21 protein-coding genes are annotated in these 24,727 nt (G+C 64.5%); 16 read left to right on the forward strand and 5 right to left on the reverse strand.

Annotation, left to right across the window (positions count from 1 at the left end; translation table 11 throughout):
• Positions 1-35 precede the first annotated feature (35 nt).
• The 8 genes from rfbC (LQD11_RS12750) (at position 36) to rfbC (LQD11_RS12785) (ending at position 7,560) form a co-directional block, all read left to right on the forward strand.
• A complete protein-coding gene (gene rfbC / locus LQD11_RS12750) occupies positions 36-584 on the forward strand; it encodes a dTDP-4-dehydrorhamnose 3,5-epimerase (protein WP_238617884.1) in 549 nt (182 codons plus the stop codon).
• On the forward strand, positions 581-1,657 hold the full coding sequence (gene rfbB, locus LQD11_RS12755) for a dTDP-glucose 4,6-dehydratase (protein ID WP_238617885.1): 1,077 nt from the start codon (positions 581-583) through the stop codon (positions 1,655-1,657). The genes rfbC (LQD11_RS12750) and rfbB (LQD11_RS12755) overlap by 4 nt, the downstream gene beginning before the upstream one ends.
• Before the next feature lie 488 nt (positions 1,658-2,145).
• Positions 2,146-2,760: a type II toxin-antitoxin system MqsA family antitoxin gene (locus LQD11_RS12760; RefSeq protein ID WP_238617886.1), complete on the forward strand. Its 615-nt coding sequence runs from the start codon at positions 2,146-2,148 to the stop codon at positions 2,758-2,760.
• Positions 2,757-3,215, forward strand: a complete 459-nt coding sequence (locus LQD11_RS12765; protein ID WP_238617887.1) for a hypothetical protein — start codon at positions 2,757-2,759, stop codon at positions 3,213-3,215. Before LQD11_RS12760 ends, LQD11_RS12765 begins: the two co-directional genes overlap by 4 nt.
• Before the next feature lie 139 nt (positions 3,216-3,354).
• Positions 3,355-5,121, forward strand: a complete 1,767-nt coding sequence (locus tag LQD11_RS12770) for an SLC13 family permease (protein WP_238617888.1) — start codon at positions 3,355-3,357, stop codon at positions 5,119-5,121.
• A gap of 7 nt (positions 5,122-5,128) precedes the next feature.
• Positions 5,129-6,091: a glycosyltransferase gene (locus LQD11_RS12775; protein ID WP_238617889.1), complete on the forward strand. Its 963-nt coding sequence runs from the start codon at positions 5,129-5,131 to the stop codon at positions 6,089-6,091.
• Positions 6,092-6,124: 33 nt separating this feature from the next.
• Complete coding sequence (rfbA, locus tag LQD11_RS12780) at positions 6,125-7,009, forward strand: glucose-1-phosphate thymidylyltransferase RfbA (RefSeq protein WP_238617890.1); 885 nt, start codon at positions 6,125-6,127, stop codon at positions 7,007-7,009.
• Positions 7,010-7,011: 2 nt separating this feature from the next.
• Positions 7,012-7,560, forward strand: coding sequence for a dTDP-4-dehydrorhamnose 3,5-epimerase (gene rfbC / locus LQD11_RS12785; RefSeq protein ID WP_238617991.1), 549 nt, complete (start codon positions 7,012-7,014; stop codon positions 7,558-7,560).
• A gap of 128 nt (positions 7,561-7,688) precedes the next feature.
• Here rfbC (LQD11_RS12785) and LQD11_RS12790 read toward each other — a convergent pair whose 3' ends face one another.
• The gene (locus LQD11_RS12790) at positions 7,689-9,026 is read right to left on the reverse strand and encodes a capsule biosynthesis protein (protein ID WP_238617891.1); all 1,338 of its coding nucleotides are present in this window, start codon (positions 9,024-9,026) and stop codon (positions 7,689-7,691) included.
• Positions 9,027-9,335: 309 nt separating this feature from the next.
• On the opposite strand from LQD11_RS12790, the gene LQD11_RS12795 reads away from it, so the two are divergent.
• The 3 genes from LQD11_RS12795 to rfbD are packed head-to-tail and all read left to right on the forward strand — an operon-like array spanning position 9,336 to position 11,996.
• On the forward strand, positions 9,336-10,028 hold the full coding sequence (locus tag LQD11_RS12795; protein ID WP_238617892.1) for a hypothetical protein: 693 nt from the start codon (positions 9,336-9,338) through the stop codon (positions 10,026-10,028).
• A 22-nt stretch (positions 10,029-10,050) separates the two neighbouring features.
• The gene (gene rfbB / locus LQD11_RS12800) at positions 10,051-11,124 is read left to right on the forward strand and encodes a dTDP-glucose 4,6-dehydratase (RefSeq protein WP_238617893.1); all 1,074 of its coding nucleotides are present in this window, start codon (positions 10,051-10,053) and stop codon (positions 11,122-11,124) included.
• On the forward strand, positions 11,121-11,996 hold the full coding sequence (gene rfbD / locus LQD11_RS12805) for a dTDP-4-dehydrorhamnose reductase (RefSeq protein WP_238617894.1): 876 nt from the start codon (positions 11,121-11,123) through the stop codon (positions 11,994-11,996). Before rfbB (LQD11_RS12800) ends, rfbD begins: the two co-directional genes overlap by 4 nt.
• Before the next feature lie 6 nt (positions 11,997-12,002).
• Here rfbD and LQD11_RS12810 read toward each other — a convergent pair whose 3' ends face one another.
• The gene (locus LQD11_RS12810) at positions 12,003-14,129 is read right to left on the reverse strand and encodes a SulP family inorganic anion transporter (protein ID WP_238617895.1); all 2,127 of its coding nucleotides are present in this window, start codon (positions 14,127-14,129) and stop codon (positions 12,003-12,005) included.
• 309 nt (positions 14,130-14,438) lie between these two features.
• Between LQD11_RS12810 and LQD11_RS12815 the strand changes: the two genes are divergently transcribed.
• From LQD11_RS12815 to LQD11_RS12835, 5 genes are all read left to right on the forward strand, one after another.
• On the forward strand, positions 14,439-15,860 hold the full coding sequence (locus LQD11_RS12815; RefSeq protein ID WP_008932609.1) for a form I ribulose bisphosphate carboxylase large subunit: 1,422 nt from the start codon (positions 14,439-14,441) through the stop codon (positions 15,858-15,860).
• A gap of 64 nt (positions 15,861-15,924) precedes the next feature.
• Complete coding sequence (locus LQD11_RS12820) at positions 15,925-16,257, forward strand: ribulose bisphosphate carboxylase small subunit (protein ID WP_008932608.1); 333 nt, start codon at positions 15,925-15,927, stop codon at positions 16,255-16,257.
• A 65-nt stretch (positions 16,258-16,322) separates the two neighbouring features.
• Positions 16,323-17,126: a CbbQ/NirQ/NorQ/GpvN family protein gene (locus LQD11_RS12825; protein WP_238617896.1), complete on the forward strand. Its 804-nt coding sequence runs from the start codon at positions 16,323-16,325 to the stop codon at positions 17,124-17,126.
• 29 nt (positions 17,127-17,155) lie between these two features.
• On the forward strand, positions 17,156-19,474 hold the full coding sequence (locus LQD11_RS12830) for a nitric oxide reductase activation protein NorD (protein WP_238617897.1): 2,319 nt from the start codon (positions 17,156-17,158) through the stop codon (positions 19,472-19,474).
• A gap of 16 nt (positions 19,475-19,490) precedes the next feature.
• The gene (locus LQD11_RS12835) at positions 19,491-20,156 is read left to right on the forward strand and encodes a trimeric intracellular cation channel family protein (protein ID WP_238617898.1); all 666 of its coding nucleotides are present in this window, start codon (positions 19,491-19,493) and stop codon (positions 20,154-20,156) included.
• Here the strand turns inward: LQD11_RS12835 and LQD11_RS12840 are convergent.
• From LQD11_RS12840 to LQD11_RS12850, 3 genes are read right to left on the reverse strand one after another with little or no spacing between them, the layout of a single operon-like run.
• Positions 20,153-21,490 carry a replication-associated recombination protein A gene (locus LQD11_RS12840; RefSeq protein WP_238617899.1) on the reverse strand — a complete coding sequence of 446 codons (1,338 nt, stop codon included), beginning with the start codon at positions 21,488-21,490 and terminating at the stop codon, positions 20,153-20,155. The two genes, LQD11_RS12835 and LQD11_RS12840, sit on opposite strands and share 4 nt — an antisense overlap.
• A gap of 22 nt (positions 21,491-21,512) precedes the next feature.
• Positions 21,513-22,142 carry an outer membrane lipoprotein periplasmic chaperone LolA gene (gene lolA, locus LQD11_RS12845; RefSeq protein ID WP_238617900.1) on the reverse strand — a complete coding sequence of 210 codons (630 nt, stop codon included), beginning with the start codon at positions 22,140-22,142 and terminating at the stop codon, positions 21,513-21,515.
• Between the two features lie 7 nt (positions 22,143-22,149).
• On the reverse strand, positions 22,150-24,600 hold the full coding sequence (locus tag LQD11_RS12850) for a DNA translocase FtsK (protein WP_238617901.1): 2,451 nt from the start codon (positions 24,598-24,600) through the stop codon (positions 22,150-22,152).
• Between the last annotated feature and the right edge of the window lie 127 nt (positions 24,601-24,727).

Genomic DNA, 24,727 nt, shown 5'->3' on the forward strand with positions numbered 1-24,727 from the left:
TATGCTCTGGCGCCTTCCAGAATTCGGGAATCACGATGCAAGCTGAAAGACTCGCCGTCCCCGAGGTGATCCGCCTCTCCCCCAAGGTGTTTGGCGATGATCGGGGGGTTTTCTTCGAGAGCTTCAATGCCCGGGCCTTTGAGGCCACCACGGGCTGCAAGGCCTCGTTTGTGCAGGATAACCACTCCCGGTCGGTGCGGGGAGTGCTCCGTGGGCTGCATTACCAGTTGCCGCCTCATGCCCAGGGTAAACTGGTGCGCGTGGTGCAGGGGGAGGTGTTTGATGTGGCGGTGGACATCCGGCGGGGGTCGCCCACGTTCGGGCAGTGGGCGGGGGCTGTGCTGTCCGCCGAGAATCGGCAGCAGTTGTGGATTCCAGCGGGGTTCGCCCATGCTTTCGTCACGCTGAGTGAGACAGCGGAATTTCTCTACAAGACCACCGATTATTACGCCCCAGAGTGTGAGCGCTGCATTGCCTGGGATGACCCGGATATCGGGATTGACTGGCCTTTGGAGGCGCCGCCCGTGCTTTCGGACAAGGATCGCCAAGGGGTGTCTCTGGCCAGGGCGGAGGTGTTTGAGTGACTGTTAAAACCTTTCTGGTCACCGGTGGTGCCGGATTCATTGGTTCGGCGGTGGTGCGGGAGCTGATTCAGCACACGTCCCACCGGGTGGTGAATGTGGACAAGCTCACCTATGCAGGCAACCTGGAGTCGGTGGCGCCGGTGGCCGGCAGTGAGCGTTACCGGTTCATCCAGGCGGACATCTGCGATGCGCCGGCCATGGCGGCGGCCTTTGCCGAGCATCAACCGGATGTGGTGATGCACCTGGCGGCGGAGAGCCATGTGGACCGCTCCATCGACGGGCCGGCGGCGTTCGTGCAGACCAACTTGGTGGGCACCTCCGTGCTGCTGGAGGCGGCGCGGGCCTACTGGAGGGGACTGCTGAAGGCTGATCCGGAGCGGGCCCGGGACTTTCGCTTCCATCATATCTCTACCGATGAGGTTTACGGGGATCTGGAGGGGCCGGAGGGGCTGTTCACCGAGTCCACACCCTATGCGCCCAGTTCCCCCTACTCCGCCAGCAAGGCCGGTTCGGATCACCTGGTGCGTGCCTGGCAGCGCACTTATGGCCTGCCCACCCTGGTCACCCACTGCAGCAACAACTATGGCCCCTATCACTTCCCCGAGAAGCTGATCCCGCTGATGATCCTCAACGCCCTGGCGGGCAAGCCGCTGCCGGTGTATGGCGATGGCGGCCAGATCCGCGACTGGTTGTATGTGGAGGACCATGCCCGGGCGCTGATCCAGGTGGCCACCCGTGGCGTGGTCGGGGAGACCTACAACATTGGCGGGCATAACGAGAAGACCAACCTGGAAGTGGTGCACACGCTATGTGACCTGCTGCAGGAACTACGCCCGCCGGCGGCCAACGGGCATTATCGCGATCTGATCACCTTCGTGCAGGACCGCCCCGGCCATGACCGGCGCTATGCCATTGATGCGGGCAAGATCGAGCGTGAACTGGGCTGGGTGCCCAGAGAAACCTTCGAGACCGGCCTGCGCAAGACGGTGCAGTGGTATCTGGAGAACCGGGCGTGGTGGCAGCGGGTGCTGGATGGTCGTTATCAGGGGGAGCGGTTGGGGACTGGTGTATGATTGAGGGCCAAGGGGCGTTTTGGCCCCAAGGTCGAGACTGGCAGTAGCGCCCTCAGGCCCTTATCATTATGATAACAAGCAAGCGCAACGTAAGCGCCTACGAAGGGATTCCCCCCGAGAGCGACGACCGGAAAATCCCGGGTGGGCCTCTTTACGCACCCGAGCATGTCGTTCAGTTGGTCAGGGATGAGGCCCTGACACTGTGGACACGGGGGGCCGCCCAGGATGCCGCGAAGTGGATGATGGATATTCCCGCGCTCTGCCAACTCGTGGAAAAAGCCGTGACTCAGGGGCACCACATCGGTTCCGAGTGGTGCCGCCAGAGACCCAACGGGCCTTGGGCAGCCAGCGATGCCTACAAGGTCACGATTTCCGAATGGAACCCATACGCAAGGCGCGAACTGGAGACGACATGGTACGTCAAATTCAGTATCGCTCTGACTGGCAGCGTTCTGTTGTCGGTTTCCAACCATCCTGAGGGGTGTTAAATGGCTACGCAATCCGAGCAGCAGCGCGTTTGCCCCGTATGTGGCGAGGGGTCGCTCGAACAACGCATCGACACCCATATCGTCGAACATGCAGGAGTCAGGGGGTCGGTGCCGCTCTATCTGGCGCAGTGCGCGGCCTGCGGTTCAGAACTGGCTCCCGCGACCGAGGCCAAGATGAACAAACGGGCGGTCATCACTTTTCGCAAACGGGTCGATGGCCTGTTGACCGGGGCCGAGATGCGTGCCGCCCGGGCCTCAATGGGTCTGACGCAGGCTCAGGCCGCCGCGCTCTTTGGTGGTGGCAAGGTGGCCTTCTCGCGTTACGAAAACGATGATGTGACCCAGAGCGAGGCCATGGATAGCCTGATTCGGCTGTGCCTGAGCCAGCCGGCAAATCTGAGGGAGCTGGCGCGTCGCAAGGGAGTCGTTCTCCCGGGGGAGGCCAGGAACGCTGGAAAACTTTTCGACTCTCTTCTCACACGCAACCTCCGTGACATCAAGCATTCCCTGGACGTTCAACTGGGATTGGGGTCAAGCGAGGTACGCCATGCCCAGCCGCCACACACGCAACCCAGTGTGTCCACGATCCAGGCTTGGTGGAAAAGAGTCGCATGAACCCCAGCCCACTCACGTTGCACGGCATCCAATTCGTGCGGGTTCATGTCGAACCGGATCTCGACTCCGGCATTGCGCGTGCCGACCAGTTCGATTTCGATGGTTCCCTGCTCAAGTGGGCGCTCGACCATGGGTTCGATGACCAGGACAAGACATGGTGGGTGGCGGTCGGCTTCGGCACAACCATTGACGAGGAACGCCCACGTTGCCCCTATATCCTTGATGTACAGGCTGTAGGTGTGTTCTCAGTATCCGAGCAGTATCCTGCCCATAAACACGAAAGCCTCGCCTTCGAGTACGGTGCTGCACTGGTCTATGGCGCAATCCGGGAGATGGTGACAAATATCACCTCCCGCAGCCTGATCGGTCCTCTCACCCTGCCGACACCCAGCTTTGTAGGTGCCTTCGGAACGCGCCATAACGGACACCCTGACCCACAGCAGGGAACTGATTGAGGGAGAGGCTCGTCACAGCGTGCCGCTGCAACTTCAGCTCGATCACGATCCGCGCCCCGTCTCCGGCACGCCCTCCCCTCTTGCTGTATATTCCAGTGCCAGGACACTTCTCCCGCCATACTGATTAAAGATTCATCCCATGCCACTGGAAGCCTGGTTCACCGCCGCCATTGTGGTCGGCATGCTGTCGGTGCTCACCCTTACCCGGGCGGCGCCGGATCTCGTCTTTTTCGGGGCGGTGGTGCTGTTGCTGCTGACCGGCATCATCTCCCCCGGCGAAGCCTTTGCGGGGCTGTCCAACCAGGGGGTGATCACGGTGGCCGCCCTGTATATCGTGGTCGCCGGCCTGCGGGAGACCGGGGGGATCCAGTGGATCGTGAATCGCCTGTTGGGGCGGCCGAAGAACCTGATGCGCGCCCAGGTGCGCCTGACCGGGCCGGTCGCCCTCATGAGCGCCTTTTTGAACAATACCCCGGTGGTGGGCATGCTGATCCCGGCGGTGAGCGAGTGGGCGCGCAAGTTCCAGTTGCCGGTGTCCCGGCTGATGATGCCCCTGTCCTTTGCCGCCATCCTGGGGGGCACCGTGACGGTGATCGGCACCAGCACCAACCTGGTGGTGAACGGCCTGTTGCTGGAGCAGACCGGCGATGGGCTGGGATTGTTCGACATCGCCTGGGTCGGTGTGCCGGTGGCCGTGGCCGGACTGGCGTTCATGATCCTGTGCAATCGCTGGCTGTTCGTGGACCGCAAGCCGGCCATCAGCGAGATCGATGATCCCAGGGAATACACCCTGGAGATGATCGTCGAGTCCGGCGGCCCTCTGGTGGGTCAGACCATCGAGGCCGCCGGCCTCAGGCATCTGCCCGGCGGCTTTCTGATGGAGCTGGACCGGGACGGCACCCTGATTCCGGCGGTGTCGCCCCAGGAGGTGTTGCGGGCCGGGGACCGGCTGATTTTCGTGGGGGTGGTGGAGTCCATGGCGGATCTGCAGCGGATTCGCGGGCTGACGCCTGCCACTCATCAGGTATTCAAGCTGGATGGCCGGCGTTCGGACCGGGCCTTGCTGGAGGTGGTGGTGTCCAATACCTGCCCGGTGGTGGGGATGACCATCCGGGACGGGAAGTTTCGCAACCGTTACAACGCGGTGGTGATCGCGGCGGCCCGCAACGGCCAGCGGCTCAGGGGCAAGCTGGGGGATGTGGTGTTGCGGCCGGGGGATACCCTGCTGGTGGAGGCGGGGCCGAGCTTCATGGCCCAGAACCGCAATCGGCGGGATTTTTTCCTGATGAGCCAGGTGCAGGATTCGGTGGCGCCGCGCCATGACCGGGCGCTGGTGGCGGTAGGGATCCTGGCGGCCATGGTGGGCAGTGCCACCCTGGGATTGTTGAGCATGCTGGAAGCGGCGCTGGCGGCGGCGGGGCTGATGGTCCTGACCGGCTGCGTGAGCATGTTCTCCGCCCGCAGCAGCTTGGACTGGTCGGTGCTGTTGACCATCGCGGCGGCCTTCGGGGTGGCGGCGGCGATGGAGAACACCGGCCTGGCCCGCTCGATCGCCCTGACCCTGACGGGGCTGGCGGGCACGGACCCCTGGGTGAATCTGTTGATGGTGTATCTGGTGACGGCCCTGTTCACGTCGCTGATCACCAACAATGCGGCGGCGGTCCTGATGTTTCCCATCGCGTTTGCGGTGGCGGCGGACCTGGGGGTGAGCGTGCTGCCGTTTGCGGTGATCATCATGTTCGCGGCCTCGGCCAGTTTTGCCACGCCGTTCGGCTATCAGACCAATCTGATGGTGTACGGTCCCGGCGGGTATCGGTTCAGCGACTATCTGCGGGCGGGGATTCCGATGACGGTGGTGACCGGGGCGCTGGCACTGCTGCTGGTGCCGATGGTGTGGGGGTGGTAGGGGCACCATGATCTTTCTGGTGGAAGAACAGCCCAATCCCTCCTCGGATTTTTTCGTACTCCCGGCATTGCGGGCCGGGGGGGAAGCCGTCCGGCGTTGCCGGTTCTCGGATATCCCATCCATCAAGGCGCTCCAGGGGGCGACGGTGGTGTTCGTGCGTTACATCCCCCCTGCCTGGCGCCGCTTGCTGGAGCATGCCCATGGGCATGTCGCGCATCTGGTGCTGTTCATGGATGACGATGTGCTGGATGTGCGGGCTTCGGCGGGCATGCCCTGGCGGTATCGAGCCAAGCTCTGGCGTTTGGCGGCCCGGCATCGGGACTGGCTGCGCCGACGGGGGGCGAGGCTGTGGGTCTCCACCCCTTATCTGCAACAAAAATATGCCGACTGGCAACCGGCGCTGGTGCTGCCCTGCCCCGTGCCGCCGCCGGCATCCATGTGCCGGGTGTTTTACCATGGTTCCGCGTCCCATCAGGCCGAGATCCGTTGGCTGCGACCGGTGATGGAGACGGTGCTGGCGCGGGATGAGCGGGTACATTTCGAGATCGTCGGTGGCCGGGATGTCTACCGACTGTACCGGGGTCTGCCCCGGGTGACCGTGGTGCATCCCATGCGCTGGCCGGCCTATGGGGGGTTTCTGGCCTCGGCCCAGCGGGATATCGGGCTGGTGCCGCAGCTGGATCTACCGTTCAATCGGGCACGTTCTCATACCAAGGTGTTTGACATCACGGCCTGTGGGGCGGCGGGGGTGTATTCGCCGGGATCGGCCTGTGCGGACGTGATTGCCCATGGGGTCGATGGTTGGGTGGTGCCGCTGGATCAGGCGGCCTGGGCGGAGTCGATCCTGGCGCTGGCCGGCGATGAGGCTCTGCGGGCGGCGCTGGCGGCGAAGGCCAGGGAGACGGTGGGGAGGCTGGCTGATCTGGATTCCCGCTTTCGCGGGAATGACGGATTGGGGTGTGGGGAATGACGGATTCCATCAATTCATCAATTGCGAGGCACCATGATCCAGAAGCGCAAAGGCATCATCCTCGCCGGCGGCTCCGGCACCCGGCTTCATCCCGCGACCCTGGCTGTGTCCAAGCAGCTGCTGCCCGTCTACGATAAGCCGATGATTTACTACCCCCTCAGTATCCTGCTGCTGGCGGGGATTCGGGAGATCCTGATCATCTCCACCCCCCAGGATACCCCACGCTTCTCGCAGCTGTTGGGGGACGGTAGCCAGTGGGGTATTCAGCTTTCCTACGCGGTGCAACCCAGCCCCGACGGTCTGGCACAGGCCTTCACCATCGGCGCCGATTTCATCGGTGATGACCTCTCCGCCCTGGTGCTGGGGGACAATATCTTCTACGGCCATGACCTGCCGCCCATGCTGAAAAGCGCCATGGAGCGGACCCGGGGCGCGACGGTGTTTGCCTATCATGTGCAGGATCCGGAACGCTACGGGGTGGTGGAATTCGACCGGGACCAGCGGGTGCTCTCCCTGGAGGAAAAGCCCTCGCGCCCCAAGTCCAGTTATGCCGTGACCGGGCTGTACTTCTATGACCTGCAGGTGGTGGAACTGGCCCGGGGCCTGCGGCCCTCGGCCCGGGGGGAGTTGGAGATCACCGACCTGAACCGACGATATCTGGAACAGGGTGAGCTGCATGTGGAGATCATGGGCCGCGGCTATGCCTGGCTGGATACCGGCACCCATGACAGTCTGCTGGATGCGGGGCAGTTCATTGCCACCATTGAGCAGCGACAGGGCCTGAAGGTGTGCTGTCCGGAGGAGATCTGTTTCCGGGCCGGCTGGATCGATGGGGTACAGCTGGAAGCACTGGCCACGCCCCTGGCCAAGACGGGCTATGGACGGTATCTGATGAACCTGCTCCAGACGGAGGTGTGATGATGGAGGCAAAGCGTCTGGCCATTCCCGAGGTGGTGCTGTTGACGCCCAGGGTGTTTGGAGATGAGCGGGGATTTTTTTACGAAAGCTTCAATGCCCGGGCCTTCGAGGCCGCCGTCGGGGTACAGGCTGAGTTCGTGCAGGATAACCACTCACGCTCGGCGAAGGGGGTCCTGCGGGGGCTTCACTATCAGCTGCCGCCTCATGCCCAGGGCAAGCTGGTGCGGGTGGTTCAGGGGGAGGTGTTTGATGTGGCGGTGGATGTTCGTCGCTCGTCCCCCACCTTCGGGCAATGGGTGGGTGCCGTGCTGTCCGCGCAGAACCGGCGGCAGCTGTGGATCCCACCCGGGTTTGCCCATGGTTTCCTCACCTTGAGCGAGGTGGCCGAGTTTCTCTACAAGACCACGGATTTCTATGCGCCGGAGTGTGAGCGCTGCATCGCCTGGAATGATGCGGATATCGGGATTGCCTGGCCTTTTGAGGGGGACCCGGTGCTGTCGGGGAAAGACCAGGAAGGCGTGCCACTGGCGAAGGCGGAGGTCTTTGCGTGAGTCACCCCGGATGACGAAAGATACGTGACAAGCCCCTCTCCCCCCCTCATCCCCAGCCCTTCTCCCCCAAGGGGGAGAAGGGAGCGTCTGTAGGGGAGAAGCGTCGGGGATGAGGCGGGAGCCGAGGCTTAGACCGCCTTTCCGGAGACCCGTTGGGCACATTTCCCCAGCACCGCCGTGCCGGGGCGCAGATTGCGCTGCTGACGCCGTTCCCGCGCCCTGTCCAGGTCCGAGTCCGTGGCAAGCGCTTCCGCGCCCAACAATGGCGGCCAGGTGACGCCGGTATGTCCCTTCAGGCCCGGCAGGGGTTGATAGAAATTCCCGTTGGCCTGATTGTGGGCCAGCAACCAGGCGCGAAACCGCTTGAACAGCGCCTTGTCCACTTCCCCGGGGTTGTTCCAGAAACTGTGCAGGGTGCCCTGATGGGTCAGCCCCGGCATGTGATAGACCGGGTCACCCAGCACGCATACCGGCGTGCCGTGCAGGATGGAAGACAGGCCCACAGTGCTGTTGATGACGACCGTGCCGCAAGCACGGTCCAGCAACATGGGCAGGTGGACATCGTGCACATAGTCAACCCGCCCCTGGAGTTGATACTTGGCGGTCAGACGACGGATGAGCGGACCATATTCCCGATAGCCCCGGTCCATGGGGTGATGCTTGATGACCAGGCGCTGATCCGCCGGCGCATGTTCGGCGAAGGAGCGCATCACGTCTTCGATGAAGGTCGGGATATCGCGAAAATCGGAGTGGACCCGGATCTGGGCGTCGTTGTGGGTCTGCAACGGGACCAGGAAGAAACTCCCCGCCGAGGCGTCCTGGAGCGACCGGGCCAGCTTGCGTTCCCGTAGCTTGAACCAGTGCTTGCGCCACAAGCTCCGGGTCCAGACAAAGGCTTCGGACAGCGGGTGCAGGGGGCGATGATGCTCATAGCCGGGGAAGCGACGATTCAGGAAATGGCTGGTGATGGCATACAGCGTGGCATAGATGCCCGCCCACAGCACCGGCCAGGTGGCGCGGGCCCAGGTGGCCGTTTCCACCTCGTGAGGGGCGAAACGACGGTAGTGATCCGGGTCCCGAGGCAAGGAGGAGTAGCTGTTCACGCCGCCCTGTTCCAGGGTGATGTGATCCGGACGCAGATAGCCTTCCTCGAAGACGTACAGGCGGACCTTGAGAAAACGGATGACGTGGGGCACTACGGCATGATAGGGACGGCAGTCACCGAAGAGCATCACGGCATCGTAACCGCGATCCGCCAGCAAGCCGGCCAGGTAATTCGGCCAGTCCTTGAGGGTGCCGCGATAATTGATGGCACGGAACGGGTAGAACAGCTGGTCGCCGGCACAGAAGTTGATCTTGTCCACCTCGGCCCCGGCAGCCTCCAGGTCTTTCCTCAGGCGCCAGAAGAAAGGCCCCATGGGCCCCTGCAGCAAAAGTACACGCTTGCCCGAAAATTGCGACAGCACGATGACCTCTCAGCCGTTGAGAACAGGAGCCGCCGGGGTTCCGACCGGCCCTCAATCCATGGAGGGTAAAATTTGCCGACAGTATAGCATCCCGATCCGAAATGGTGCTTTGCAGTGCACCACAGAATCGGGTTTTCTTTTGCATCCCCGGTTGGATCCCCGCTTTCGCGGGAATGACGGATCTGATGCCAGGATTCCCGCCTACGCGGGAATGACGGCCTGCACGAAGGCATTTGGTGAGCACAACTTGACCCCTTGCGGGGATCAGGTTAGAAACCTGCCTTCGTCCACGGGGTGAGAAAAACATCCATGTTGAAAGGATCCACCTGCCGGACCGGCGTGCGCGGGACTCTATCCTTCTCCAGCCGGCACCTTGCCGTCGCCCTGCTCTGCTGCCTGCTTGTGGTGAGCGGGCCGTGGCATGGGCACGCCGTGGCCGCCGACGCGCCGGCGCGGGATCTGACCCTGTACGCGGGTCAGGGGGTGGACTCGGATCTGCTGCAGATGCCCAAGAAACTGGTGGACGGCTCTCTGGACTATGAGTCCAGCTATTTTACCGCCCTGGGTTTTCGTCAGCAGACCCCTACCCCGGGTTTCATCGATACCGCCTTTGGCTGGATCGGGGTGTCCGGGGTGACCACCGGCGCCGAGGCCATTGTGGTCAGGCATTATGGATTGCAGGACAACTGGGAACTGGACGTGGCCTATGTGCTGGCCAGCCCCCAGGGAGAACTGGGGCCTGTGCGACTGCGGGCGGCGATGAGCCTGGGGCTGTCCTATGCCTTCGGCAATCCGGCCTATGAGGATGGCCCCAAGGATGACCCGGAGCGACGTTACCGTTTCCAGAATTACAATGGCTACGAAGTGGAATGGGGGCTGGTGAGGTATCCTCAGTTGAGCTTCATCACCCGGGTACATCATCGGTCCGGGATCTATGGTGTGATTGCCCCTCGGCGGGTAGGCTCCAATTTCGTGACCTTAGGGCTGCGGTATCACTGGTAAACATCAGGATTTGATCCGACCCATGCGCAAAACCTTTCTCGTCACCGGCGGCGCCGGTTTCATCGGCTCCGCCGTGGTCCGTGAGCTGATCACTTCCACCGATCACCGGGTGGTGGTGGTGGACAAGCTCACCTACGCGGGCAACCTGGAATCCCTGGCCCCCGTGGCCGACAGTGACCGCTATCACTTCATCCATGCCGACATCTGCGATGCCCAGGCCATGGCGGCGGCCTTTCGCGATCATGGACCGGACATCGTCATGCATCTGGCGGCGGAAAGTCATGTGGATCGCTCCATCGACGGCCCGGCGGCCTTCATCGAGACCAACATCGTCGGCACCTATACCCTGCTGGAGGCCGCCCGCGGCTACTGGAAAGATCTGCAGACCGACCGGCCCGACAAGGCCGACGGGTTCCGCTTCCATCACATCTCCACCGACGAGGTCTACGGCGACCTGGAAGGCCCGGACGGCCTGTTCACCGAAACCACGCCCTATGCCCCCAGTTCCCCCTACTCCGCCAGCAAGGCCGGTTCCGATCACTTGGTGCGGGCCTGGCAGCGCACCTACGGCCTGCCGACCCTGGTCACCAACTGCAGCAACAATTACGGTCCCTACCACTTCCCGGAAAAACTCATCCCGCTGATGATCCTCAATGCGCTGGCGGGCAAGCCCCTGCCGGTCTACGGCGACGGTGGTCAGATCCGCGACTGGCTGTATGTGGAGGACCATGCCCGTGCCCTGATCCTGGTGGCCTCCCGGGGGCGGCCCGGCGAGACCTACAACATCGGCGGCCACAATGAAAAGACCAACCTGGAAGTGGTGCATACCCTGTGTGACCTGCTGCAGGCGGTGCAACCCCCCGCCTTCGGGGGTCATTATCGAGACCTGATCACCTTCGTGCAGGACCGCCCCGGCCATGACCGGCGCTATGCCATCGATGCCGGCAAGATCGAGCGGGAACTGGGCTGGACACCCCGGGAGACCTTCGAATCCGGCCTGCGCAAGACGGTGCGGTGGTATCTGGACAACGCCTCCTGGTGGCAGCATGTGCTGGACGGCAGCTACCAGGGAGAACGACTGGGGACCGGCGTATGAACATCCTGATCCTGGGTGCCACCGGCCAGGTGGGTTTTGAACTGCTGCGGGCCCTGTCTCCGCTGGGATCGTTGATCGCTCCCACCCGTGCCCAGCTGGACCTGTCCAGTCCGGATGCGGTGGCCGGGGTCTTGCGGGCCATCCGTCCGGAACTGATCGTCAACGCCGCTGCCTGGACGGCGGTGGACGCGGCCGAGACGCAGCGCGAGGCGGCCTTTCGCCTGAATGCCGAACTGCCGGAACAGCTGGCCTGCTTTGCCGCCATCGCCGGCATTCCGCTGATCCACTATTCCAGTGACTATGTCTATCCCGGCGACGGGGATGCGCCCTGGCGGGAAGACAGTCCCACCGGGCCCCTGTCCGTGTACGGGGAAAGCAAGCTGGCGGGGGATCAGGCGGTGATGGCCGGCGGGGCCGCGCATCTGATCTTCCGCACCAGCTGGGTGTACAGCGCCCGGGGCAACAATTTCATGAAGACCATGCTGCGGCTGGGCCAGGAACGGGACAGCCTGAAGGTGGTGAATGATCAGATCGGCGCGCCGACCCCGGCCCGCCTGATTGCCGAGGTCACTGCCCTGGCGGTGTATCGGCAGCGGCTGGGGCGGGGCATCGAGGGGCTGTATCATCTGGCGCCCCATGGGGAGACCAGTTGGCATGGGTTTGCCTGCGAGATCTTCCGACGGGCGGCGGAGTCGGGGATGGCCTTGACACTCACCCCGGCCCAGGTGGCGGCGATCCCCGGCAGTGATTACCCCACCCCGGCACGGCGGCCGGGCAATTCGCGGTTGTGCGTGAAGAAGCTGGAGACCGATCTGGGCATCGAGCTACCCCACTGGGAGCCGCAGTTGGTGCTGACTCTAAGGGAGCTTTGACGTCAATCACCCCCCCTGTGAGCTGTAGCCCTTCTCTTCCCGCCCGGTTTCCGGCGGCTCACCGGCGCCCTGCTCCGCCAGACGCCCTTCCAGGGCGCGGATCGCGGCGTCGGTGGAGGGGAACATGAACCCCTCTCCCACCTGCTCATACAGGCCGGTGCGCTTCATCACCTCCACCACCTGGGGCTTGAGGCCGGCAAACACCAGACTGATGTCCCGGTTGCGCAACCGCCAGATCAAGTTACGCACCACTTCCTCTCCCGAGGCGTCCAGTTCATTGATCCCGGAGGCAATGACGATCACGTAACGGGCCTTGGGGTGGCGCGCCAGCAGGCCCAGCATGGCGTCCTCGAAATAGGGCACGTTGGCAAAGTACAGCGAACCGTCGAACCGGATGATGCAGATGCGCTCTTCCTCGCCCTTGCCGTGGATGCGGGCATCCGCCAGGGTGCCCTCCGGGGTGCGGGCCAGTTCATACACCCGGGGATGCATGGTCCGATACAGATACAGCACCAGGGCCAGACCGGCGCCGATGAGGATGCCCTTGTCCAGGCTCGGCGCCAGGGCCAGGGTGGCGACAAAGGTGACCAGGGCCGCCATGCCGTCATGCCAGTGGGCCGCCCAGGACTGGCGCAGCCCCCGCAGGTTCAGCAGGCTGGCCACGGCCATGATGATGATCCCCGCCAGCACCGCCTGGGGCAGATGGTACAGCCAGGGGGTGAAAAACAGGATCACCAGCAGCACCAGCAGGCCGGTGAAGATGGAGGACATGCCGGTGCGCGCCCCGGAGGCCAGGTTGATGGCCGAGCGGGAGAAGGAACCGCTCACCGGATAGGCCTGGCTGAAGCTGCCCACCACCTTGGCCAGCCCCTGGCCGATGAGTTCCTGGTTGGGGTCGATGCGCTGGCCGGTGCGGGTGGCCATGGCCTTGGCGATGGCGATGGCCTCGGTAAACCCCACCAGGGCAATGACGAAGGCGGTGCTCAGCAATGCCGTCACCATGTCCCAGCTGAGCTGGGGCAGGGTCAGGGGCGGCAGGCCGGCGGCCACCTGCCCCACCACATGACCCCCGCCATTGAGATGGATGACGTTGTCGCGCACGGCGGTGATGCGCCAGACGGGACCTTCCGGTTCCAGCCCCGGCGGCAGCTGATCGGCCAGATAGAACCCCGGATGCTCGCCCCCGGCCTGGCGCAGGGGCAGTCCATGGAGTTCCCGCTGCAGGTGGCTGATGGTCTCGGCCCGACGCTGGCTGTCGTAGATGAGCACATCCACCTGATGGCGGTGATTCAGGGCCTCCATGGGCGGCAGTTCGTCCAGGGTCTTTTTCAGGGTGCGGATCTGGGCATCCTCGGTCCTGAGTACCGTTTTCTGGGTATCGAGCTGGATCACCAGTTCCTGCACCTGGCCGGAGCGGATGTCCTGCAGGGTGATGGACTGGGTCTTCTCAAAACCGACGGCCCAGCTGATGACCGTGGCCATGACCACCACCACCAGCACCCCGGGCACCCGGGGAAAGCGCCGGCGCAGCCCCCACATGGCGAGCATCGCCCCCAGGCCCATGGCCAGGGTGGGCAGATGGGCCTGGGGGATCTGCATCAGCATGGCGCCGATGTCCCGCAGGAACACCCCGCCGGAGATCATGGGTACACCGAGGATCTGGTTGACCTGGGAGAGCACGATGATGATGGCGGCGGCGTTGGTGAAACCGACGATGACCGGATGGGAGATGAAGCTCACCAGGACCCCCAGTCGCAGTAGTCCCATGCCCAGCTGCAACAGTCCCACCAGCAGGGCCAGGCTGATGGCCAGGGTGATGTATTCCATGGAGTCCGGGGCCGCCAGGGGGATGAGGGCCGAGGCGGTGAGCAGGGAGACGATGGCCGCCGGGCCGGTGGCCAGTTGGCGGGAAGATCCCCACAGGGCGGCCACCATCACCGGCAGGAAGGCGGCGTAGAGTCCGTAGACCGCGGGCAGGCCCGCCAGCTGGGCATAGGCCATGGACTGGGGAATGAGCACCATGGCCACGGCCAGGCCCGCCATCAGGTCCGCCCGCAGACTGCCGAGGGTCATGGGGAACCAGGTCAGGAAGGGGAACAGGCGTTGGAGGCGGGGCGTGGGGCTTGGAGGCATGGTCCTGAGGAGGTTGGGTGCTCAGTTCATGCCAAAAAGTTTAACACTTATAACCTGGGATTTGCTGATAAACGGCCCGGTGTTGTTCTGCGTCATTCCCGCTTTCGCGGGAGTGACGGGTACGGACCCCACCCTGATCCTCACTCAATAAACCATAAGTTATAACTTATACATACAATCATCATAATTGATTATCTATTATACCCATAGATCATGTAGTCTCTTGTCTATCGGATTTGAGTACGCTTTACCCACGACCCGGCTTGACCCGGGACGTGGTTCAAAACATCAAGCCCAAAGGAGTCGATGATGGCAGTCAAGACCTACAGTGCCGGTGTGAAAGAGTACCGCCAGACCTACTGGACCCCGGAATACACCCCCCGGGATACCGACATCCTCGCCTGCTTCAAGGTGACCCCGCAGCCGGGCGTGGATCGCGAGGAAGCCGCCGCCGCGGTGGCCGCCGAATCCTCCACCGGTACCTGGACCACCGTGTGGACCGACCTGCTCACCGACCTGGATCACTATAAGGGTCGCGCCTACCACATCGAGGACGTGCCCGGCGATGACGAGTGCTTCTACGCCTTTATCGCCTACCCCATCGACCTGTTCGAGGAAGGCTCGATGGTGAACGTGTTCACCTCCCTGGTGGGCAACGTGTTCGGCTTCAAGGCCGTGCGCGCCCTGCGTCTGGAAGATGTGCGCTTCCCCATCGCCTACGTCATGACCTGCGGCGGTCCGCCCCACGGCATTCAGGTGGAACGGGACATCATGAACAAGTACGGCCGTCCCCTGCTGGGCTGCACCATCAAGCCCAAGCTGGGTCTGTCCGCCAAGAACTACGGCCGCGCCGTGTACGAATGCCTGCGCGGCGGCCTGGACTTCACCAAGGACGACGAGAACGTCAACTCCCAGCCCTTCATGCGCTGGCGCCAGCGCTTCGACTTCGTCATGGAGGCCATCAACAAGGCCGAGATGGAAACCGGTGAGCGCAAGGGCCACTACCTGAACGTGACCGCCCCCACCCCGGAAGAGATGTACAAGCGGGCCGAGTACGCCAAGGAAATCGGCGCCCCCATCATCATGCACGACTACATCACCGGCGGCTTCTGCGCCAACACGGGTCTGGCCAACTGGTGCCGCGAGAACGGCATGCTGCTGCACATCCACCGCGCCATGCACGCGGTCATGGACCGTCATCCCCGCCACGGCATCCACTTCCGGGTGCTGGCCAAGATCCTGCGCCTGTCCGGCGGCGACCACCTGCACACCGGCACCGTGGTGGGCAAGCTGGAAGGCGACCGCGCCGCCACCATGGGCTGGATCGATCTGCTGCGCGAGTCCTACATCAAGGAAGACCGCTCCCGCGGCATCTTCTTCGATCAGGACTGGGGCGCCATGCCCGGTGTCTTCGCCGTGGCCTCCGGCGGCATCCACGTCTGGCACATGCCGTCCCTGGTCACCATCTTCGGTGACGACTCGGTGCTGCAGTTCGGTGGCGGCACCCTGGGTCACCCCTGGGGCAACGCCGCCGGCGCTTCCGCCAACCGCGTGGCCCTGGAAGCCTGTGTGCAGGCCCGCAACGAAGGACGTGAACTGGAGAAGGAAGGCAAGGACATCCTCATCGCCGCCGCCCAGCACAGCCCCGAACTCAAGATCGCCATGGAAACCTGGAAGGAGATCAAGTTCGAGTTCGATACCGTGGACAAGCTGGACGTGCAGCACCGCTAAGCGGCCTTGCCGGGGGCGGCCGTCGGGCCGCCCCGCCCCCAGACACTGAACAGAGGATAAGACCATGTCCGAGATCCAGAGCTTCAAGCAGTCCGAAAAGTACGAAACCTTCTCCTATCTGCCGCAGATGACCGCCGACCAGGTGCGCAAGCAGGTGGAATACATGATCAGCAAGGGCTGGAACCCGGCCATCGAGCACAGCGAACCGGAAAATGCCTTCGGCTCCTTCTGGTACATGTGGAAGCTGCCCATGTTCGGCGAGCAGTCGGTGGAAACGGTGCTGGCCGAAGTGGAGGCCTGCAAGAACGAGCATCCCGATCATCTGGTGCGCGTGATCGGCTATGACAACTTCGCCCAGTGCCAGGGAACGTCCTTCGTCGTCCATCGCGGCGAGTAAGCTTTCCCCTCACCCCAACCCCTCTCCCCTTGGGGAGAGGGGCCTTGGTTCTCCGGGAGTGACTCATGCACGACACCATCCGCGATTATCAGATCAAGGAAGAACCCTACTACCGCGCCGTCGGTGATGAAGTGGCCCTGTACGAGGCCGCCTATGCCGTGCGCATGCCCATGATTCTCAAGGGCCCCACCGGCTGCGGCAAGACCCGGTTTGTGGAATACATGGCCTGGAAGCTGGGCAAGCCCCTGATCACCGTGGCCTGCAACGAGGACATGACCGCTTCGGACCTGGTGGGCCGCTATCTGCTGGATGCCGACGGCACCCGCTGGCAGGACGGTCCCCTCACCCTGGCCGCCCGCCATGGCGCCATCTGCTACCTGGACGAAGTGGTGGAGGCCCGTCAGGACACGGTGGTGGTGATCCATCCCCTCACCGACAACCGCCGGGTGCTGCCGCTGGAAAAGAAGGGCGAACTGGTGCGCGCCCATCCCGACTTCCAGCTGGTCATCTCCTACAACCCCGGCTACCAGAGCCTGATGAAGGATCTCAAGCAGTCCACCAAGCAGCGTTTCGGTGCCCTGGACTTCGATTACCCGGAAGCGGGCCTGGAGGCGGAGATCGTCGCCCATGAAACCGGCATCGCCACCGACACGGCGAAGAAGCTGGTGAGCGTGGCGGAACGGGCCAGGAACCTGAAGGGCCACGGCCTGGATGAAGGCATCTCCACCCGCATGCTGGTCCATGCCGGTTCCTTGATCGCCCGCGATGTGGAACCCCTGGCCGCCTGCCGCATGGCCCTGGTGCGTCCCCTCACCGACGATCCGGACATGCGCGACGCCCTGGACGCGGCGGTCACCACCTTTTTCTGATGCCCTGACTCGGGAGGAGGATCAGGCCCATGAGCGTCCATCTGGAAGACTACCCCGAACTGCTGGAGGACCTGGGCGGTCATGCCGTCGAGGTGCTGGAATCGGCCTGGCAGGAAGCGGTGCGCAGCTTCAGCTCCACGGGCCTGAAAAACTACTACATGGAAGGCGCCCGCGCCCTCCACGCCCTGGGCAAGGGCACCGAACCTGTGGCGGCCTTCATCCAGGAGAGCCCCGTGGTGGCCCGGGAACTGGGGGAAGACGCGGTGATGGACCTGATCGAGAGCGTCATCAAGCTCTCGTCCAAGACCAGCGGCGCGGTCATCAGCCTGGTGATCGCCACCAGCCCGGTGGCCTCCCGACGACTGGCGGACCCCACCCTGTTCAAGGGGTATCTGCGTCTGCTGGACAATCTGGTGGCCCAGGTGCCCCGAGGGGTGCGGCCCATGCTGGAACACCTGGACCCGTTGCTCACCCATCTCACCCTGGGGGGACTGCGGCGCTGGGCCCTGTGGGGGGCCAAGGTCCATGGTCGGGACTTCAAGGCCCAGACCGCCTATTTCGGGCTGGAGACACCCGAATCCCGCTCGGTGTTCCAGAACGAACGGCGCGGCACCCTGTTCGTGGACGTGCAGCGACGGATCAACATGTATCTGCGTGCCCTCTGGGCCAGGGACTTTTTCCTGCGCCCCACCAGCGGCGACTTCGAATCCCGCGAGGGGATGCGCCCCTTCATCGACGGTTTCACCCTCTATGTACCCGATGCCTATGACGACGGGTTCGGTATCGGCGGCCTGCAGATCTATCGGGCCACGGCGGCCCACGGGGCGGCCCATCTGGTCCACAGCCGCAGCCCCATGCCGGCGGACGATCCCGGTGGCCTCACCGGCCTGCTGGTGGGGCTGTTCGAGGATGCCCGGGTGGAGGCCCTGGCCCTGGCCGCCTTCCCCGGACTGCGCCAGCTCTGGCTGCCCATGCATGTGACCGGACCCGAGGACGGCGACGGTACCACCGCCCTGCTGGGCCGCACCGCCCGCGCCCTGCTGGACCCGGACTACGAGGATCCGCACCCCTTCGTGCAGCGGGCGCGGGCCCGGTTCGATGACGCCGCCGCGGACCTGACCCGCCACGGCCTGGCCTGGGATCTGGCCCATCAATTGGCGCCGGCCTTCCCCACCGACGAACCCTTCAGCACTCGTCATCACCACATCCCGGTGCTGTACCGGGATGACAACCGGTATCTGTGGACCCTGGGCGAGCAGGACGACGTGGACCTGATCCGTCTTTGGGAACGACCCCAGGTGCGGCGCAACGTCAGCCTCATGGAAATGGTCAACGGACTGGACGTGCCCTTTGCCGGGGATGACGCCCAGGAGATCTGGACCCTGAGCACGGAGTTCTTCTGCGACGAGGAAGACATCAGCCTCAACGAGAAGGAAGGCAAGCCGCCGGTGTCGGCCCCGTTCCATTACCCGGAATGGGATTACCAGATGCAGCTGGAGCGCCCCCACTGGTGCACCTTGCTGGAGCGCCGTCCCCGGACCGGGGACCCGGCCGAGATCGACGCGGTGGCGCAGCGGCACAAGCCGCTGATCAGCCGCCTGAAATACCTGATCGAGGCAATGCAGCCCCAGGGCGTGCAGCGCTATCGGCGCCAGCCGGACGGGGACGAACTGGATCTGAACGCGGTGGTGGAGTCCCTGGTGGATCTGCGCATGGGACGACAGCCGGACACCCGGGTGCATATCCGCACCGAGCGCAAGGTGCGGGACCTGTCGGTCCTGGTGCTGATCGACCTGTCCGAATCCACCAACGACAAGGTGCGCGGCACCGACAGCACGGTGCTGGATCTGGCCCGGGAGGCCACGGCGCTGCTGGCGGGGGCCTTGGCGAAGATCGGCGATCCCTTTGCCATCCACGGCTTTGATTCCGATGGCCGTCATGACGTGGAGTATTACCGGTTCAAGGATTTCGACGCCCCCTATGACGACACCGTGAAGGCCCGTCTGGCGGGGATGACGGGGCAGATGTCCACCCGCATGGGTGCGGCGATCCGTCATGCCGGGGAGCATCTGCGGCGGCAACCCTCGCGGCGCAAGCTGCTGCTGATCGTGACGGACGGGGAGCCGGCGGATACGGACGTGCGGGATCCCCAGTATCTGCGCCAGGACGCCAAGCATGCGGTGGAGGAAGTGGCCAAGCACGGGGTCTACAGTTTCTGCATGAGCCTGGACCCCCACGCGGATGACTATGTGGAGCGGATCTTCGGGGCGCGGCGCTACATGGTGGTGGATCATGTGGCCCGACTGCCGGAAACCCTGCCGATGCTCTATGCCGGACTGACCCGATAAGGATTATACTCCGGGCATGACTCCCGAAAGCTTCGCCCTTCCCGCCTACTTCGATCTGGGCGCCGTCTTCGTCTTTGCCCTGTCCGGCGTGGTGGTGGCCATGCGCAAGGGGTATGACCTGATCGGCATGTTCTTCCTTGCCCTGGTCACCGGGGCAGGCGGGGGACTGCTGCGGGACGGGCTGTTCCTGCAACAGGGGCTGCCGGTATTGCTCACCGATCCGGGCTATCTGGCCGCCATCGGCGCCGCCACTCTGATCGGACTGGTGTTCGGCGAACGGCCCTGGTACACCCGTCGCGGGGTGGCCATCATCGACGCCGCCGGGATCGGCGGCTTTGCCGTGGTGGGCATCGAACGCTCCCTGGAGGCCGGGCTGGGACTGCCCGCCGCCCTGCTGGTGGGGGTGCTCAACGGGGTGGGCGGCAGCCTGATCCGGGACGTGATCGCCGGTGATCCGCCCCTGATCCTCAAGCCCGGTCAGTTCTATGCCCTGGCGGTCCTGGTGGGCGGCACCGCCTACCTGGCCATGACCCAGTGGCTGTCGGTGCCGGTGGTGGCGGCGGCCTGGGTGACGATCCTGATCACCTTTGCCCTGCGCATGGCCTCCATCGAATTCAACTGGAGCACCCGAGCGGTGCACCGGGAGGGCCTGGTACGGTACCTGAAGCGGCGCCGGCCCTAATCCTTGCCGCCGCGCCGGCTTGCCTCGTTGCGCCGGCGCAGATCCAGCAACTTCTCCCGGATCCGGATCTCCAGACCCCGTTCCACCGGCTGGTAATAGCGGGGCTCCCCCATGCCGTCCGGAAAATAGCACTCCCCGGCGGCAAAACCGTCCACCTCGTCATGGGCGTACCGGTAACCCTTGCCGTAATCCAGCGACTTCATCAGCCGGGTGGGCGCGTTGCGCAGATGCAGGGGCACCTCCAGGGTCCCCCGCTGCCGGGCATCGGCCATGGCGGCCCCATAGGCCGCATAGACCGCGTTGCTCTTGGCGGCACAGGCCAGATAGATCACCGCCTGAGCCAGGGTCAGCTCCCCTTCCGGACTGCCCAGGCGCTCGTACACATCCCAGGCCTCCAGGGCCAGGGTCAGCGCCCGGGGATCGGCGTTGCCGATGTCCTCGCTGGCCATGCGCACAATCCGCCGGGCCAGATAAACGGGGTCGCAGCCGCCGTCGAGCATGCGGCAGAACCAGTACAGCGCCGCGTCCGGGTCACTGCCCCGCACCGATTTGTGCAGGGCGGAAATCTGGTCGTAGAACAGCTCCCCGCCCTTGTCGAAGCGACGCAGACCCTGACTGGTCACCTCCTTGAGAGTGTCTTCCGTGATCACGGCACCCTCCCCCCCTTCCGGGGCCAGGTCGGCGGCGATCTCCAACAGGTTCAGGGCACGCCGGGCATCACCGTCGGCCAACTCCGCCAGGAGGTCGCGCAGGGGCGGCGCCATGGTCAGGCGGCGCCGGCCCAGGCCGTGGGTCTCGTCGTCCAGGGCCCGGTCGATGATGGCGCGAATGTCCGCCGCCTCCAGCCCCTTGAGCACGTAGGTCCGCACCCGGGACAACAGGGCGTTGTTGAGTTCGAAGGAGGGATTTTCCGTGGTGGCACCGATGAAGGCGATGGTGCCGTCTTCCACGTGGGGCAGGAAGGCATCCTGCTGGGACTTGTTGAAGCGATGGACCTCGTCCACGAACAACAGCGTGGCCCGGCCCTCGTCCCGGCGGGTCTCCCGGGCCTGGTCCACCGCGGCGCGGATGTCCTTGACCCCGGACAGCACGGCGGACAGGGTGATGAATGTCGCGCCGCAATAGTTGGCGATGAGCCGGGCCAGGGTGGTCTTGCCGGTGCCGGGCGGACCCCAGAAGACCATGGAATGCAGCCGGTCCTCCTCGATGGCCCGGCGCAGGGGCTTGCCCGGCGCCAGCAGATGCTGCTGCCCCATGTACTCCTCCAGCCGCCGGGGACGCATGCGATCCGCCAGGGGGCGGTCGGGGGCCGGGGTGGAAAAGAGATCGGTCATGGAGGCCGGGCAGCCGCGGTGCTCAGTTCCTCATCACATCCACCCCGGCCGGCGGCTCGAAGCGGAAGCGGGCATCGGGGATGCGGGGGTTGAGCCGCATGTCTTCAAAGCGGATGCGGGTCTGCTGACCGAACTGGTCATAGAGCACCATCATCCGCACGGTGCGCTCGTCCAGGCCGATGAGAATGCGCTGGAAATCGGTGTCGCCCGAATGGGGGGTCAGGGCCAGCCAGCTCAGCCCCTGATGGGTACCCTCGGAGGCCACCTTGAAATCATTTTCCAGCGCCCGGGGTTCGGACAGCAGCATGATGGGGGTGCGCCCCAGCACGGCGTCCATCTCCTGCACCGTGGCCTGGGCCAGGTCTTCGTCGTAGGTCCACAGATACTGGCCGTCGGCCACGATCTGCTGGTTATAAGGGGTCTGATAATCCCAGCGGAACTGGCCGGGACGCTTGAGATAGACCTTGCCCTGGGCATGCTGCAGGACCTCGTCCCGCTCGTTGATGACCATCTGTTCGAACACCGCCTCGAAACTGGTCATCTCCTGGAAGAAGTGATCCAGTCGGGCACGGGCATCGTCCGCCAGCACCGGTGACAGGCTCAGGCAGGCGGTCAGCATCAGGGCAAACAGGGCTCGCATGGGTGTTGGCATCTCGTTTTCAGTCCTGGGGTGCCGGCGCCAGCACTTCCCGGTTGCCGTTGGATTGCAGCGCGCTCACCACGCCGGCGGCCTCCATGTCCTCGATCATCCGGGCGGCCCGGTTGTAACCGATCTTGAGGCGGCGCTGTACATAGGAAATGGATGCCTTGCGAGATTCCAGCACGATGGCCACCGCCTGATCGTACAGGGGGTCGCTCTCCTCGCCGGAATCCACCGGCTCCAGTCCTGGTACGACCGCGGCGCCGGATTCCGGTTCCTCCAGCACGTCGTCCAGGTAATCCGGCTCGCCCTGGGCCTTGAGGAAGTCCACCACGTGATGGACCTCGTGGTCCGCCACGAAGGCCCCGTGCAGACGCACCGGATGCCCGCTGCCCGGGGGCAGGTAGAGCATGTCGCCGTGCCCCAGCAGCTGCTCCGCGCCCATCTGATCCAGAATGGTGCGCGAATCCACCCGGGAGGACACCTGGAAGGCGATGCGGGTGGGGATGTTGGCCTTGATGAGACCGGTGATCACGTCCACCGAGGGGCGCTGGGTGGCCAGGATCAGGTGAATCCCCGCCGCCCGCGCCTTCTGGGCCAGACGGGCGATGAGTTCCTCCACCTTCTTGCCCACCACCATCATCATGTCGGCAAACTCGTCCACCACGATGACGATGAACGGCAACGGCTTGAGTTCCGGCGGCGGTGCCTCCGGATCGAAGGCGGTCTGTGGATTGTAGAACGGGTCCGGGATGGGTTCACCGGCGGCGATGGCGTCCTTGATCTTGCGGTTGAAACCGGCCAGGTTGCGCACGCCCATCTGGGACATGAGCTTGTAGCGACGCTCCATTTCCGCCACCCCCCAGCGCAGGGCGTTGGAGGCGTCCTTCATGTCGGTGACCACGGGGGCCAGCAAATGGGGGATGCCCTCGTACACCGACAGCTCCAGCATCTTCGGATCGATGAGGATCAGACGGACCTCGTCGGGATGGGCCTTGAACAGCAGCGAGAGCAGCATGGCGTTGATGCCCACGGACTTGCCCGAGCCGGTGGTGCCGGCCACCAGCAGATGGGGCATCTTGGCCAGATCGGCCACCACCGCGTGGCCGCTGATGTCCTTGCCCAGGGCCAGGGTGAGGGCGGAACCGGCCTTTTCGAATACCGGCGCCCGGAAGATCTCCGACAGGCTCACCAGTTCCCGTTTCTGGTTGGGTATTTCCAGGCCCACGGTGGACTTGCCCGGAATGACCTCCACGATGCGGACACTGATCACCGACAGGGCCCGGGCCAGGTCCTTGGACAGCCCGGAGATCCGGCTCACCTTCAGGCCCGGTGCCGGCTGCAGTTCAAACCGGGTGATCACCGGTCCCGGATGCACCTCCACCACGTCCACCTGGACCCCGAAGTCCCGCAGTTTTTCCTCCACCTGCCGGGACATGAAGTGCAGGTCTTCCTCGGTATAGCCCCCTTCCTGCGGCTTGGGGGCATCGAGCAGATCCAGGCTCGGGAAGGCGTCCGGGGGGATCTCGCCGACGCCGAACAGGGAAGGTTGTCGCTTCGGCGCGGGGGGTTTGGGCGGGGTGATGGGCGTGGGCAGCACCGCTTCCAGGACCGGTTCCACCCGGGCCTTGATCTTCGGCGCCGGTTTTTCCGCCTCCTGCGGCGCCTGCACTTCCTGCAGGGTGTCGATCCGGGGTTCCACCTTGGGCTGGGACCGCGGGCGCGGGGCTTCCGGGTCCGGGGCGGCGGCCCTGACGGCGTTTTCCCTGGCCTCCCGTTCCTTGCGGGCCTTGCGCCCGGCATGGCGCTCCCGGGCCGTGGCGATCCATTCCAGAGTCCAATCCACCCCCTGGAGGGTGTAGCGCCCCAGCCGGTCCATCAGGGACAACCAGGACAGCCCGGTGAGCAGGGTCACGCCGGTCAGGAACAGGGCCAGCAGGAACAGGGTGACGCCCAGCAGGTGAAAGATCGGTACCAGCCCCTCGCCGATCACCTCGCCCAGGATGCCGCCGGCATTCATGGGCAACGCGCCCGGCAAAAAGTGCAGGGTCGCCAGACCGCAGCCGGCGGCCAGGGTGATGACAAACCCCAGCCAGCGCACGCCCAGGGCATGCAGGTCCAGCTCACCGGTATCCTTGCGGCCGCGAAAGACCAGCCAGCCGCTGTAGGCCACCACCACCGGCGCCAGATAGGCCAGATAGCCGAAGAGATGGAAGAACACATCGGCAAACCAGGCCCCCGCCCTGCCCCCCAGGTTGGTGACCTTCATGCCGGTCCCGGTCTGGGACCAGCCGGGGTCGGAGGGGCTGTAGCTGGCCAGGGCGATGAACAGGTAGGCGGCCGCCGCCGTCAGCACCAGCAGGGTGCCCTCGCGCAGGGCACGGCGCAGATGGGCGCTGATGGGTCGCGGTGCGGAAGCAGGCTTGCGGGCGGGCTTGTCCGCCGTTTTCTTGGATTTTGCTCTGGCCAATGGTCAGGTCGTGTCAGGGGCTTGAGTGTGAGAGTCAGGGTAAGCCGTCGAGTTTAACCCCTTGAAGGGTTTCCAGTCCCTTTTTTGGGACTTCGCGTCGGTATTGTACATCCTGCCGAGGACTTGG

The organism is Ectothiorhodospira shaposhnikovii, assembly GCF_022227765.1.
In the GTDB taxonomy this organism is placed as follows: domain Bacteria; phylum Pseudomonadota; class Gammaproteobacteria; order Ectothiorhodospirales; family Ectothiorhodospiraceae; genus Ectothiorhodospira.